10 protein-coding genes and 2 pseudogenes are annotated in these 14,225 nt (G+C 73.6%); 8 read left to right on the top strand and 4 right to left on the bottom strand.

Translation table 11 applies throughout. The features are described 5' to 3' along the window. The 4 genes and pseudogenes from ABZ818_RS34985 to ABZ818_RS34970 all read left to right on the top strand — a co-directional run. Window positions 1-109: pseudogene (locus tag ABZ818_RS34985) on the top strand (IS630 family transposase); the annotation flags it as partial. Continuing rightward, window positions 79-414, top strand: a pseudogene (locus ABZ818_RS34980) (SAV_6107 family HEPN domain-containing protein); the annotation flags it as partial. The pseudogenes ABZ818_RS34985 and ABZ818_RS34980, both read left to right, overlap by 31 nt. Before the next feature lie 219 nt (window positions 415-633). Next, window positions 634-1,458: a methyltransferase gene (locus tag ABZ818_RS34975; RefSeq protein WP_361423870.1), complete on the top strand. Its 825-nt coding sequence runs from the start codon at window positions 634-636 to the stop codon at window positions 1,456-1,458. Window positions 1,459-1,736: 278 nt separating this feature from the next. Next, window positions 1,737-2,132 carry a DUF3040 domain-containing protein gene (locus tag ABZ818_RS34970; protein ID WP_361423867.1) on the top strand — a complete coding sequence of 132 codons (396 nt, stop codon included), beginning with the start codon at window positions 1,737-1,739 and terminating at the stop codon, window positions 2,130-2,132. Window positions 2,133-2,292: 160 nt separating this feature from the next. Here ABZ818_RS34970 and ABZ818_RS34965 read toward each other — a convergent pair whose 3' ends face one another. From ABZ818_RS34965 to ABZ818_RS34950, 4 genes are all read right to left on the bottom strand, one after another. Beyond that, complete coding sequence (locus ABZ818_RS34965) at window positions 2,293-4,716, bottom strand: DUF3488 and transglutaminase-like domain-containing protein (RefSeq protein ID WP_361423864.1); 2,424 nt, start codon at window positions 4,714-4,716, stop codon at window positions 2,293-2,295. Window positions 4,717-4,888: 172 nt separating this feature from the next. Further along, window positions 4,889-6,262: a DUF58 domain-containing protein gene (locus tag ABZ818_RS34960; RefSeq protein ID WP_361423861.1), complete on the bottom strand. Its 1,374-nt coding sequence runs from the start codon at window positions 6,260-6,262 to the stop codon at window positions 4,889-4,891. Beyond that, window positions 6,262-7,275: a MoxR family ATPase gene (locus tag ABZ818_RS34955; protein ID WP_361423858.1), complete on the bottom strand. Its 1,014-nt coding sequence runs from the start codon at window positions 7,273-7,275 to the stop codon at window positions 6,262-6,264. Before ABZ818_RS34955 ends, ABZ818_RS34960 begins: the two co-directional genes overlap by 1 nt. Before the next feature lie 330 nt (window positions 7,276-7,605). After that, a complete protein-coding gene (locus ABZ818_RS34950; RefSeq protein ID WP_361423855.1) occupies window positions 7,606-8,154 on the bottom strand; it encodes a carbonic anhydrase in 549 nt (182 codons plus the stop codon). A 422-nt stretch (window positions 8,155-8,576) separates the two neighbouring features. Here ABZ818_RS34950 and rsmH point away from each other — a divergent pair, with 422 nt between their 5' ends. From rsmH to ABZ818_RS34930, 4 genes are all read left to right on the top strand, one after another. After that, the gene (gene rsmH, locus ABZ818_RS34945; RefSeq protein WP_361423852.1) at window positions 8,577-9,533 is read left to right on the top strand and encodes a 16S rRNA (cytosine(1402)-N(4))-methyltransferase RsmH; all 957 of its coding nucleotides are present in this window, start codon (window positions 8,577-8,579) and stop codon (window positions 9,531-9,533) included. 13 nt (window positions 9,534-9,546) lie between these two features. Further along, window positions 9,547-10,116: a septum formation initiator family protein gene (locus tag ABZ818_RS34940; protein ID WP_361423849.1), complete on the top strand. Its 570-nt coding sequence runs from the start codon at window positions 9,547-9,549 to the stop codon at window positions 10,114-10,116. A gap of 442 nt (window positions 10,117-10,558) precedes the next feature. Beyond that, complete coding sequence (locus ABZ818_RS34935) at window positions 10,559-12,508, top strand: penicillin-binding protein 2 (RefSeq protein ID WP_361423846.1); 1,950 nt, start codon at window positions 10,559-10,561, stop codon at window positions 12,506-12,508. Between the two features lie 196 nt (window positions 12,509-12,704). Continuing rightward, entirely contained in the window at window positions 12,705-14,225 is a 1,521-nt protein-coding gene (locus tag ABZ818_RS34930; RefSeq protein WP_361423843.1) for a UDP-N-acetylmuramoyl-L-alanyl-D-glutamate--2,6-diaminopimelate ligase, read from the top strand.

Below are 14,225 nucleotides of genomic sequence, written 5' to 3'. Positions count from 1 at the left end.
GGTCGGCGACGACCGCCTGTGGGGCGTCAACCGCCGCAGAAAGGGGGCCGCCAACACGCTGGCCGCGCTGAGGTCGATCCGCGCCGCCGGGCCCGCATCAGGAGCGCCTGGGAAGTGCTCCCCGAGATCGCGCCCGAACTCGCCGAGTGGAGCGCGCTGTTCGCCGCGGGGGCCGCTCGCCGTGCCCGCGCCGAGGCCGGGATCCGGGGCGCGGCCGGCCAGCGGGACGCCGACGACCTGATACGGGACGTGGCGATGTTCATCCGCCTGGTCGAACGCATGCTCCTCCTCCAGCCGGTCCTGCCCCAGCCCCGCCCCGACACCGACCCCCCGACCGGGACGGGCGAACCAACCGGAACGAACCCCTCCCACCCCGAACGCACCCCGCCCCACGACCTGCCGGACGCGGGCTGACACGCACGGCACGCGCCCGTACGGCAGTCGCCGCCCCGGCGAACCGTCACGGCGGGGCGGCGACCGGGGCGGCGGCGGAGCCGAGCGGCAGGTCGGGGGGTGGAGGCAATAGGGTGGAAGGCGCCTGAAGCCCTTCCAGTTCCCGTGCGCCGGGCGGGGAGGGGCAGTCCGATCGCTCCGCCGTGCAAGAGGCGGTGCCGCGCCGAGGAGTCAACTGCCGTGTCGGACCCGATGCGCCCGCCCGCCTCCCACCACCCTCACCCGACGTCTCCGCGCTCCGACCCCTCTCGCCCCCGCGCGTCTCTCCGTACCGCCGTGGTCTGGGAGGTCCTGCACGACGCCCTCGACCGCCGGGTCAAGGCCGCGGGCCGGGAGTCCCTGGACGTCCTCGACACCGGCGGCGGCAGCGGCAACTTCGCCGTGCCCGCCGCCCGGCTCGGCCACCGGGTCACCGTCGTCGACCCCAGTCCCAACGCGCTGTTCGCGCTGGAGCGCCGTGCCGCCGAGGCCGGCCTGGCCGACCGGGTGCGGGGTGTCCAGGGCGACGCCCGCGGCCTCTTCGACGTGGTCGAGCGCGGCGGCTACGACGCGGTGCTGTGCCACGGCGTCCTGGAGTACGTCGACGACCCCGCCGAGGGCGTGCGCAACGCGGTGGCCGCCCTGCGTGCCGAGGGCGTCCTGAGCGTGCTCGCCGCCGGTCTCGGCGGCGCCGTGCTCGCGCGGGCCCTCGCCGGGCACTTCAAGGAGGCCCGGCAGGCGCTCGACGACCCCGACGGGCGCTGGGGCGAGGGCGACCCGGTGCCGCGCCGCTTCACCGCCGAGCAGCTCACCGCGCTCGTCGAGGGCGCGGGCCTGCGGGTGGGCGCCGTGCACGGGGTGCGGATCTTCGCCGACCTGGTGCCCGGCGTGCTCGTGGACACCGAGCCCGGAGCGCTGGACGCCCTGCTGAAGCTGGAGGCGGCGGCGGCCGAGCGGCCCGCGTTCCACTCCGTGGCCACACAGCTCCACGTACTCGGTGAGACCCGGGGCGCGGCGGAGGACTGAGCCGCCTTCACGGGGCGGGCCGCCGACCGGCCCTTCGGCCGGGCATGCAGTCCGCCACAGGCCACCCGGTCGGCCGCTTCGCGCCGTATGATCGAGGGAGACCGTCCGGCATGACGGCCCGCCCGCCGGGGAATGGAAGCCTCAGCGGACCGGGACGGACATGGCGGATTCCGGTTGGCCAATTGGCGCAGAGGGGCGGGTTTCACGGGGGCGATTCCCTGCCTATCCTGAAGGGACCCCCCGAGTCGCCCCGGCGACTGCACGATGAGGAGGACTCCGTGCCGCTCTCGGAGCACGAGCAGCGCATGCTCGAGCAGATGGAGCGAGCGCTGTACGCCGAAGATCCCAAGTTCGCGTCGGCGCTCGAGGGAAGCGGGCTGCGTACGTACACCCGGCGGCGGGTCTACCAGGCGGTCGTGGGCTTCCTCGTAGGTATCGCGCTCCTCATGGCAGGAATGGTCGTCCAGCGGCTCATCTGGGTCAGTGTGGTGGGCTTCCTGGTCATGCTGGGCTGCGCCGTACTGGTCGTGACCGGCTGGCGCAAGGCGCCCAAGCCGGGCGAGCAGGCCGCCGCAGGCCCGCAGGCCCGCCGTCCGGCCCGTCAGAAGCGTTCGATGATGGACCGCATCGAGGAGCGCTGGCAGCGCCGCCGGGACGAGCAGGGCGGCCGTTAGCCCGCCGAGCACCACAGCCCTTGCACGAGGGGGTGACCACCAGCGGTGGTCACCCCCTCGTGCGTGTCCGGGCGTCGGCACGGGCGCGGCCACCTCAGCCGGAACCCCGGTCAGCCGGAGCCCCACCGGGAGCCCCCGTCGGAGGCCTCGGCAAGGCCCCTCAGCCGGAGGCCTCGGCCCGGTCCCCCGAGCCCTGCTGCTCCGACGGTCCGCGCAGCCTCGTCCGGGCTGCGGCGACCCGGGCACTGACACGGGACCTGAGCGCGTTCCACCAGGCCGACGCCGCCCAGACCACGCGCACCATGGAGCGCGGGGCGAGGGCGGCCCGCAGCCTGATGCGCCGGGACGCCGTGTCCCGCAGGCCGACGGCGACCCGCCGGACGTCCTCGGCGAGCCCCGCCACCGGACGCGGGCGCGGCGCGTAGAGGACTTGCTCCACGGCGTCTGCCAGCCGGTGCGCCGAGGCGGCGGCCACCTCGTCGAGGCGCCCCAGGCGGACGATCCGGGCGGCCGCCTTGCGCGGGGTCTGCGACTCGTCCGGCAGGATCCCGAAGTCCCAGGCGGTGTCGCCCAGTTCCTGCCAGACCGCCAGGATGTGCGGCCCCGCGTCCGCCTCGCCGCGCCCGTGCGCGCCCAGCCGCACGGCGCGCATCCGCCGGCGCCACAGCAGCGGCGACAGCGGCAGGGCGAGGACCAGCAGGCCGCCCAGCGTCCACCCCAGGACGGCGTACCACTTCGGGCCATCGTCGCCCTGGACCTGCACGGCTTGCGCGGACGGGCCACCGCACTCCTGGAGCCGCCGCAGCTCCGGCGGGCAGCTCTGGTTCGCCGACGGCGCGGCGGAGGGCGCCGTGCTCGCGTCCTCGGACGGCGCCGTCGGCTCCGGCAGGCGGGTGCCCGGCGTGTCCGACTGGGTGTACGTCGGCACCGAGCCGCGCGTGGGGGTCGGTTCGAAGCGGGTCCAGCCGACGCCCTCGAAATACAACTCGGGCCAGGCGTGGGCGTCTTTCAGACCCACCGCCATGGTTCCGTCGCTCTGCGCGGTGCCGGGCGCGAAGCCCACCGCGACCCGGGCCGGTATGCCAAGCGTGCGGGCCATGGCGGCCATCGCGAAGGAGAAGTGCACACAGAAGCCGCGCTTGTCCTTCAGGAACCGCGAGATGGCCTGCGGTCCGCTGCCCGCCTCGACCTGCGTGTCGTACTGGAAGCCGCCGCCGAGGGTGAACCAGTCCTGGAGCTCGACCGCCTGCTCGTAGTGGTTCGTCGCGCCCTCGGTGACCCGGCGGGCGGTGCTCGCGACGTCCGCCGGCAGCGACTTGGGCACCTTGGTGTACTCGTTCCTCAGTGCCGCCGACGGTTCCGGCGCCGCGGCGAGCTGCTCGGCGGTCGGCCGCACCTGAAGGCTCTTCACCTCGTAGGTCAGCCCGCGCGTGTTCTGCCCGTGGTCGCCGACGAGGGTCATGCCCACGGGCTCGTAGCGCCAACTACCCTTGATCCGCACGGCGCTCGGCGGGTACGGCATCGGCAGCCAGTCCTGGCCGTACCAGTCCGCCGCCGAGATCGTCGTGGTGATCTCCGTCCGTTTGACGCCGCTGTCCAGGCCCAGGGGGGCGGGCAGCGGGTCGGGTACGCCGACGATGTGCCGCTGGGACGGCTTCCAGGTGGTGCCGTCGAAGTCGTCCAGGGACACGATCCGCAGGTACAGGTTCGAGGTGTCGGACGTGTCCGTGCGCAGGGTGATGACCGTGCGGTCCTCGTCGACGTTCAGGCTGTCGCGCAGCGACACCAGCGGGTTGACCGCGGAGATCGTGCCGCCGTTGCCGCTGCCCGAGCCGACCCCGGTTCCGGCGGCGCCGAGCAGCCCGCCCTGCATCGCCGGGAGGCCGAGCGGCACCACGAGGGCGATGCCGAGGGCGAGGGCGCCGATCCGGCGCCCGGTGCGCACGGGCGCGGTCGCGCCGCCCGGCTCGCCGCTCACCGGGCGCGATGCCCCGGAGAACACCCGCCCCCACTGCGAGAGCCGGTCCCGGCCCTCGGCCAGCAGCAGCATCAGGTAGCCGGCGGCCGCGATCAGGAACCACCACCAGCCGGTGCCGCCGTCGGACAGGCCCGCGGCCACGGAGTACACGGCGAGCAGCGGCAGGCCGGCGGGGGCCGCGCTGCGGAAGGTCACCGCGAGCGTGTCCACGATCAGCCCGATCAGCAGGACGCCGCCCACGAGCATCAGGCGGATGCCGTCGGTCTGCGGCGCCGGGATGGCGTACCGCCCGACGTCGTCCGCGCCCTCCCGCAGCAGTCCGGCCAGGTGCCGGAAGGCCTCCGGGCCCGGGATCAGCCCGGCGAAGGCCTGCCCCCGGGCGAAGACCAGGGTGAGCATCATCAGTGTGGCCAGGGCCTGCGCCGCCACGGTCAGCGGCCGGGCCAGCGGCACCCGCCGGGTCACCGCGCCGACCCCCGACTGCACCGCCAGCAACAGGATGGCCTGGAGGATCCACGAGGCGGGGGAGACCAGCGGCAGCAGCGCGCACGACGCCGCCAACGTCGCCGCCGCCGCACACAGCGCCAACCGCGTCCGCCCGCTCATACCCACCCCTCCCCGTCGCCGGTGCCGCACGCGGGTACGTGGCGCTGGTCCTGACGCCGGTTCGGGGCCGTCCGGTTCGTTACGTTGCTCATGGTCATCGCGCTGGTGCCGTTCGCGGGTACGTCGTGCCGGTCCCGGCGTCGGTCCGGGGTCGCCCGGTTCGTCACCTCGATCATGACCATCCCCCGCCCGGCCCCGTCCCGCCGGCCGCGCTCGCGCTGATGCGCTCCTGGTCCGCGCGGCGCCACAGCTCGTCCGGGCCGGCGCCCCGGGGCACCGGCACGGCCGTCCAGCCCGCGTCGCGCAGCAGCCGGAGGCGGTCGTCGGCCTGCGAAACGGGCCCCGGTACGTCGCCCGGCTCCCGGACCCAGGTCTCGCTGTCCAGGACGAAGGCGACCGCTCCGCCACTGCGCTGCCGCATCTTGGCCGCGACCCCGGCCTGCGCCTCGTCGAGGTCGCCGAGGAAGGCCACCAGCAGTCCCTCGTTGCCGCCGCGCAGCACGTCGTAGGCGCGGGACAGGCCCGCCCCGTCGGAGTGGTCGATCACGGCGAGGGTGTCCATCATCAGCCCGGCCGAGTCCGCCGACTCCTGGCTGGTGCCCGCGAACCCCTCGCCGCCCTCGCCGGGCACGGAGTTGCCGGTGTCGGTCAGCAGCCGCACCGAGAAGCCCCGCTCCAGCATGTGCACCAGGACCGACGCGGCGCCGGACACGGCCCACTCGAAGGCCGAGTCGGGGCCCGCGCCCCGGTAGGCGAGCGCCCGGGTGTCGAGGAGCACCGTGCAGCGGGCGCGCTGCGGCTGCTCCTCGCGGCGCACCATCAGCTCGCCGTAGCGAGCGGTGGACCGCCAGTGCACACGGCGCAGATCGTCGCCGTAGCGGTACCCGCGCGGGATGACGTCGTCCTCGCCGGCCAGTGCCAGCGAGCGCTGCCGTCCGTCGCCGTACCCCTTGGCCTCCCCGCTCAGGCGCACCGGTGACAGCGGCTCCACCCGCGGGATCACGGTCAGGGTGTCGTGGGCCGAGAAGGAACGGGTCAGTTCGCACATCCCGAAGGGGTCGGTCAGCCGCAGTTGCAGCGGGCCCAGCGGATACCGTCCGCGCAGGTCGGAGCGGACCCGGTAGGACACCTCGCGGCGCCCGCCCGGCTCGACCCGGTCGAGCACGAAACGGGGCCGCGGCCCGAGCACGTACGGCACCCGGTCCTGGAGCATCAGCAGGCCGGTGGGCAGCCGCGAGACGTTGTCCATCCGCAGATGCACCCGGGCCTCGCTGCCGGCGGGTACGCGCGCGGGGGAGAGCCGGCGGCTGCCGGCGACCCGGTAGCGCGTGCGGAAGAGCACCGTGGCGCACACCAGCGGCAGCGCCGCCAGCAGCAGCCCGACCCGCAGCAGGTCGCTCTGACCGAGGACGTAGGCGCAGATCGCGGCGGCGATTCCAGCGGCCAGGAAGGAGCGCCCGCGGGTGGTCAGACCGGCCAGCGCGGTGCGGACGCCGCCCCGCTCCCTGCGGTCGTCGTCCGAGTGCGCCGTCCCCGCGTCGGACATCACAGGCTCCGCGGCGGCTGCTGGCCGTACGCGGGCGCGCCGCGGCCCAGGCCGAAGCCGCCGGACTGCTGGGGCGCCGCGGGCACCGGGGTGCGCTGGAGGATCTCCTGGACGACCTGTTCGGCGGTGCGGCGGTTGAGCTGGGCCTGGGCGGTGGGCAGCAGCCGGTGGGCCAGGACGGCCACGGCCAGCGCCTGCACATCGTCCGGCAGCGCGTACTCCCGGCCGCTCAGCGCGGCGGACGCCTTCGCCGCGCGCAGCAGGTGCAGCGTCGCGCGCGGCGAGGCGCCGAGTCTGAGGTCGGGATGGGTGCGGGTGGCGGAGACCAGGTCCACCGCGTACCGCCGCACCGTCTCGGCGACGTGCACCCCGCGCACGGCCTCGATCAGTTTCACGATCTCGTGCGCGTGCGCCACCGGCTGGAGGTCGTCCAGCGGGCTCACCCCGCCGTGCACGTCCAGCATCTGCAACTCGGCGTCCGGGCTCGGGTATCCGATGGACACCCGGGCCATGAAGCGGTCGCGCTGGGCCTCGGGCAGCGGATAGGTGCCCTCCATCTCGACCGGGTTCTGCGTGGCCACCACCATGAACGGCGAGGGCAGTTCGTAGGTCTGCCCGTCGATGGTGACCTGCCGCTCCTCCAAGGACTCCAGCAGCGCGGACTGGGTCTTGGGCGAGGCCCGGTTGATCTCGTCGCCGATCACGATCTGCGCGAAGATGGCGCCCGGCTTGAACTCGAAGTCCCGGCGCTGCTGGTCCCAGATGGACACGCCGGTGATGTCCGACGGCAGCAGGTCGGGCGTGAACTGGATACGCCGCACCGAACAGTCGATGGACCGCGCCAGCGCCTTGGCGAGCATCGTCTTGCCCACCCCCGGAACGTCCTCGATCAGAAGATGCCCCTCGGCGAGCAGCACGGTCAGCGAAAGCCGTACGACCTCGGGCTTGCCCTCGATCACTTCTTCCACCGAACGGCGGACCCGCTCCACCGTGGCAGTCAGATCGGCCCCCACTCTCGACTCCGCTCGAGCGGGGGCACCCCCATGGCTCGCTCGATCGTCATAGGTCGTCACCCGGCGGCCCTCCTCGGCCCTTCCCCACGCTCGTCGGCGAGCGGGGGATACCCCAACTTTCCGGGCCGACGCTCTGCTGTGCGGACCGGCCCACCCCGAATCAGGCACCACGCGTGAAACGTTCCGCGTGAGGCCACCCCCGCATTCTTGCCGCCGTTACCGATTCGTGTCACTCGCCTGTGGACAACTGGCCGCAATATGTCGGGTCTTGCGGCTTTCGCTGGTGACGGAGGCATGCCGCGCACCGGACTCCCGGTGCGCGTGCGGCGGTCAGGCGGGGTCGATCTCGCGCAGCAGGCCCGTCCTGACGTCGAAGACGAAACCGCGTACGTCGTCGGTGTGCAGCAGGAACGGCGAGGTGCGGACGCGCTGCATCGACTGCCGCACGTCCTGGTCCACGTCCCGGAAGGCCTCCACGGCCCAGGCCGGACGCTGTCCGACCTCCATCTCCAGGTCGTGCCGGAACTCCTCGGTGATGGACTGCATGCCGCAGTTGGTGTGGTGGATCAGCACGATGCTGCGGGTGCCCAGGGCACGCTGGCTGATGGTGAGCGAGCGGATGACGTCGTCGGTGACCACACCGCCCGCGTTGCGGATGGTGTGACAGTCGCCGAGTTCCAGGCCGAGCGCGGCGTGCAGGTCGAGACGGGCGTCCATGCAGGCCACGACGGCGACCCTCAGTACGGGCCGGGCGTCCATCCCCGGATCGGTGAACGCGGCGGCGTACTGCTGGTTGGCCTCCGCGAGACGGTCGGTGACGGTGCCACGCCGGTCTATGGCGTCCTCGGACCCGGCGGGAACTGATGCAGAAGTCGTCATACTCATGACGTTAGTGGGCGTCGGGGTCCGGGTCCTGTTGTGAGACGGTACAAAGAACCCCGTCATGGCTTGTTGTGAGGGACCCCACACGCAGGGCGAATCCACACCCGTAAGAGTGAATTTCCGTCTTGCCTTGCGGCCGCTACTCCGTCGGGCGACGCGCAGGCCGGTTGATTGACCGCGAGACAGGGTGCACTAAAGTGACGCGAAGCGGGAGGCGTGGCCCTCCCTGCTGGACTGCATTCCCGACAGGCCCCGGCCCACGCGCCGGCGGTCTCCCCACGTGCGCGGCGCGTACGTACGGCTCGGCCTCCTCCCGCTTCCGGTCGGCTGACGCTTCCGGCGCCGGCAGGCCCCTTTTCCTTCCTGAGCGGTCGGGGACCCGGCGGTGCGTGCGGGACGCGCCGGACTGAGAGGGCTCCTTGAGCGACAGCCGACACGTCCCCGTGATGCTCCAGCGGTGCCTGGATCTTCTGGCGCCCGCCCTGGAGCGGCCGGGAGCGGTGGTCGTCGACTGCACCCTCGGCCTCGGCGGACACAGCGAGGCGCTGCTCACCCGCTTCCCCGAGGCGCGGCTGGTGGCCCTCGACCGCGACAAGGAGGCCCTGCGCCTGTCCGGCGAGCGCCTGGCCCCCTTCGGCGACCGGGCCACCCTGGTGCACGCCGTCTACGACGAGCTGCCCGACGTGCTCGACCGGCTGGGCGTCCCGCGCGTGCGGGGCGTCCTGTTCGACCTCGGGGTGTCCTCGATGCAGCTCGACGAGGCCGACCGTGGCTTCGCCTACGCCCAGGACGCCCCCCTGGACATGCGCATGGACCAGAGCACCGGGATGAGCGCCGCCGAGGTCCTCAACACGTACCCGCCCGGCGAACTGGTCCGCATCCTGCGGGCGTACGGCGAGGAGAAGCAGGCCAAGCGGATCGTGGCCGCCGTCGTGCGCGAGCGCGAGAAGGAGCCGTTCACCAACAGCGCCCGGCTGGTGGAGCTGATCCGCGACGCGCTGCCGCAGGCCGCCAAGCGCACCGGTGGCAACCCGGCCAAGCGCACCTTCCAGGCGCTGCGGATCGAGGTCAACGGCGAGCTCGCCGTGCTGGAGCGGGCGATCCCGGCCGCGGTGAAGGCGCTGGACGTCGGCGGGCGGATCGCCGTGCTGTCGTACCACTCCCTCGAGGACCGCCTGGTCAAGCAGGTGTTCGCGGCCGGTGCCGCGTCGAGTGCGCCCCCCGGGCTCCCGGTCGTGCCCGAGCGCTACCAGCCCCGGCTCAAGCTGCTCACCCGCGGTGCCGAACTTCCCACCGAGGAGGAGATCGCCGAGAACCGGCGGGCGGCGCCGGCCCGGCTGCGCGGCGCCGAGCGCGTCAGGGAGGACGTCGAGTGAGCCAGGGGGACCAGTGAGCAGGAAACCCGTGCTGAGGGGCCGTGCCGCCCGGCTCGCCCGGCTCTTCCCGGCCGGCCGGGGCCAGGCCGCCCGGACCCCGTTCGTCCTCCTCGTCGTGCTCCTGCTCGGCGGCGGCCTCATCGGGCTGCTGATGCTGAACTCCGCCCTCAGCGAAGGCGCGTTCCAGCGGGAGGCGCTCCAGAAGGACGCCAAGAACCTCACCGACGAGGAGCAGGCCCTCCAGCGGGACATCGACTCCTACTCCGCCCCGGACGCCCTCCAGCTCCGCGCTCTGCAACTGGGCATGGTGCCCGGCGGCGACCCGGCCTTCCTGGGCGCCGACGGGACCGTCAAGGGCGTCCCCTCGGCCGCACCCACGCCGCCCCCCGCGCAGCAGACGCCGCTGTCGCTCCTGCCGCCCGCGGCGCTCGCCCTCTCGCCGTCCGCCACGGACGGCGCCGTCCCGGCAGCCGCGGACCTGGCACCGCCACCGGCCCAGGGCCCCGCCCCGACCCCGGAGAACACCACCGCGGCCGTCCCGGCCGCCCCTCCACCCGCCCCGACCCCGACCCCCGGCAGGTGACGGACGTGACCGACAGCGAACCGCCGCGCCGTCCGGTCGCCGGGCTGTCCGGGGCTGACGTGGCCGACAGGGTCCCGCCGAGTCGCCGGGTGCCTGGCCGGTCCGGGTCTGTCGGGCAGGGGGTTCGGCTGTGTTCGGTTTCTGAGGGTGCCGTGTCTGCCGCCTCGGCGGTCGGGGCTGTGTCCCGGCTCGCGCCGACCCGGGCTTTCGGCAGGTTGACGGATGCGTCCGGTGGGGAACGGCCATGCCTTCCGCTTCCCGGCCTGTCCGGGCCTGACGTGCCCGACGGGGAGCCGCCGCGTCGCCGGGTGCCTGGCCTGTCCGGGTCTGTCGGGCCGGGGACCGGGCCGTGCTCGGTCTTCGGGGGTGTCGTGGTCGGCGTTTCGGTCGGCGCCACTGTCTTCCCGTTCGCTTCGAACTCGACTTTCGGCAGGTGACGGACGTGTCCGACAGGGAACCGCCGCGTCGCCGGGTGCCCGGGCCCGCCAGGCCGGCGCGTCCGGCCGCCCGGCAGCGGCCCGGCCCCGGTGCCCGGCCGGCCCGCCGCCCGGCCCCGGCCCGGCCCCAGGCCGCGCGCATCCGGCTCGGCAGCCCCCGCCCCCGGTTGCGGCTGGTCGCCCTCGCGCTGACCCTGGTGCTGCTCGTCTTCGCCGTACGGCTGCTGCAGGTGCAGGCCGTCGACGCGAGCGCGTACGCCGCCAAGGCCGAGGAGAACCGGTACGTGGTGCACACCCTGGCCGCCGAGCGGGGCCGCATCACCGACCGCAACGGCGTCGACCTGGCGACCAGCGTGGACGCCGACGACATCACCGCCGACCCCACCATGTTCGGCCGCGACCAGCTGCACATCGGCGACGGCCCCGAGCAGGCGGCCGCACTGCTCGCCCCGATCCTCGGCCAGGACCAGGCGGCCCTCACCGCGAAGCTCCGCACGCCGAACACCCGCTACGTGCTGCTCGCCCGCCGCGAGACCCCGCAGGTCTGGAAGCAGATCAAGGACCTGAAGACGGCCCTGGCGAAGAAGGCCCAGAAGGACAGGACCACCGTCAACGTGCTCGCCGGCGTCTTCTCCGACCCCAGCAGCAAGCGGGTCTACCCCAACAGCGGCCTCGCCGCCGGGATACTGGGCTGGGTCAACGCCGACGGCAAGGGCGGCGGCGGCATCGAGCAGCAGCTGAACGAGCGGCTGGCCGGCAAGCCCGGCAAGATCCGCTACGCCCAGTCCGGCGGCCGCGAGGTGCCCACCGCGGGCTCCACCGAGACGCGCGCGGTGCCCGGCTCCGACACCGAGCTCACCATCGACCGCGACATCCAGTGGGCCGCCCAGAACGCCATCACCGAGCAGGTGGCGAAGTCCGGGGCGGACCGCGGCTACGTCATCGTGCAGGACACCCGCACCGGCGAGATCCTCGCCATGGCCAACTCCCCGGGCTTCGACCCGGGCGACCTGTCCCACGCCGACCCGGCCGCGCTGGGCAACGCCGCCGTCCAGGACGCCTACGAGCCCGGCTCCACCGCCAAGGTCATGTCCATGGCCGCCGTACTGGAGGAGAACGCGGCGACGCCGCTCACCCACGTCGTCGTGCCCAACCGGCTGCACCGCGGCGACCGCCTCTTCCAGGACGACGTCGACCACGACACCTGGTACCTCACGCTGAACGGCGTGCTCGCCAAGTCCAGCAACATCGGCACCATCCTGGCCACCGGCCAGCTCGGCAAGACCCAGCCGGAGGCCAATAAGGTCCTCTACTCCTACCTGCGCAAGTTCGGCATCGGCGAGCCGACCGGGCTCGGCTTCCCCGGCGAGACCCGGGGCATCCTCGCACCCCCCGACAAGTGGTCCACCTCGCAGCAGTACACGATTCCTTTCGGCCAGGGCTTCTCCATCAACGCCGTGCAGGCGGCCTCCGTCTACTCCACGATCGCCAACGGCGGGGTGCGTGTGCAGCCGACGCTGGTGCGCGGGAGCAAGGGGGCCGACGGCCGCTTCGCGCCGGCCGACAAGCCCGAGAAGACGCGGGTCGTGAGCGCGAAGACGGCGAAGACGCTCGCGCACATGCTGGAGTCCGTGGTCGGCGACGAGCAGGGCACCGGTGTCAAGGCGCGCATCCCCGGCTACCGCGTGGCGGGCAAGACCGGCACGGCCAACCGCGTGGATCCGGCCACCGGCAGATACCGCGGCTACACGTCCTCCTTCGCCGGGTTCGCGCCCGCCGACAACCCCCGCGTCACCGTCTACTGCGCGATCCAGAACGCCACCAAGGGCAGCTACTACGGCGGCCAGATCTGCGGCCCGATCTACAAGGAGGTCATGGAGTTCGCGCTGAAGACGCTCCAGGTGCCGCCGACCGGCGTGCAGGCCGCGAACCTGCCCGTCGACTTCAAGCCGTGACCGGAACAGAACGACCAGGAACCAGCCCGTGACAACGATCACTCCCGGCCCCGGGAACCGCCCGTCGCACCGGCCCTCGTCCGTGCCGGACGGCGCTGCGCGCGATCCCCTTTTTAGCCCCACGGCGGGTACGCCCGGTACGCTCACCGCCGTGCCACACGCTGATCAGTCCCAAACCACCCAGAAGGGCGCTTCCGTGACATATCCGGGACCGCCGCGACCGGTTCAGGTCTCCGCCGCCCCCCTCGCGGAGCTCGCCGATCAGCTGGGGGTCACCGCTCCGGACGGCGCCGCCGAGGTCACGGGCATCACCCATGACTCGCGCGCCGTGCGCCCCGGCGATCTGTACGCAGCCCTGCCCGGCGCCCGCACGCACGGCGCCGACTTCGTCACCCAGGCGGCGAGCCTGGGCGCCGTCGCCGTGCTCACCGACCCGTCCGGCGCCGAGCGCGCCGCCGCCACCGGCCTGCCGGTCCTGGCCGTGGCCGACCCACGCGGCCGGATGGGCGAGCTGGCGGCCACGATCTACGGCAGGCCCGGCCGCGACCTGCTCCAGATCGGCATCACCGGCACCTCCGGCAAGACCACCACCGCCTACCTCGTCGAGGGCGGCCTGAAGACCGTGAAGTCCACCGGACTGATCGGCACCGTCGAGATGCGCATCGGCGAGGAGCGCATCAAGTCCGAGCGCACCACCCCCGAGGCCACCGACCTCCAGGCCCTGTTCGCGGTCATGCGCGAGCGCGGGGTCGAGGCGGTCGCCATGGAGGTCTCCAGCCACGCCCTCGTGCTCGGCCGTGTCGACGGCTGCGTCTTCGACATCGGTGTCTTCACCAACCTCAGCCCGGAACACATGGAGTTCCACTCCGACATGGAGGACTACTTCCGGGCCAAGGCGCAGCTGTTCACGCCGGAGCGCAGCAAGCTCGGCGTGGTCAACTTCGACGACGAGTACGGGCGCCGGCTGGCCGGGGAGGCCACGGTCCCGGTCGTCACCTTCTCCGCCGAGGGCCACCCCGACGCCGACTGGCGCGCCGAGGACGTCCAGGTCGGCCCGGTCGACTCCACCTTCACCGTGGTCGGCCCCGAGGGCCGGCGGATCGCCGCCAGGTCGCCGCTGCCGGGCCCGTTCAACGTCGCCAACACGCTGGCCGCCGTGGTCGCCCTGGCCGCCGCGGGCCTCGACCCGCAGTCCGCCGCCGACGGCATCGCCGCCGTTCCGGGCGTACCGGGCCGGCTGGAGCGCGTCGACGTCGGCCAGCCGTACCTCGCGGTCGTCGACTACGCGCACAAGACGGACGCCGTGGAGTCGGTCCTCAAGGCGCTGCGCAAGGTCACCAAGGGACGGCTGCACATCGTGCTCGGCTGCGGCGGGGACCGCGACCAGACCAAACGCGCGCCGATGGGCGCCGCCGCGGCCCGGCTCGCCGACATCGCCGTGCTGACCTCCGACAACCCCCGCTCCGAGGATCCCCTGGCGATCCTCGCCACCATGCTCGAGGGCGCGGCCTCGGTGCCCGCGCACGAGCGCGGCGAGGTGCTCCTCTTCGAGGAGCGGGCCGCCGCGATCGCCGCCGCCGTCGACCGCGCGCAGCCCGGGGACGCCGTGCTGGTCGCGGGCAAGGGCCACGAACAGGGCCAGGACATCGCCGGAGTGGTCCGTCCCTTCGACGACCGCCAGGTGCTTCGCGAAGCTATCCAGAAGACCCAGGGATGA

Source organism: Streptomyces sp. NPDC047453, from assembly GCF_040643155.1.
Taxonomy (GTDB): Bacteria; Actinomycetota; Actinomycetes; order Streptomycetales; family Streptomycetaceae; genus Streptomyces.
Note: the sequence above shows the minus strand (reverse complement) of the source record. Positions and strands in the feature narration are given on the sequence as shown.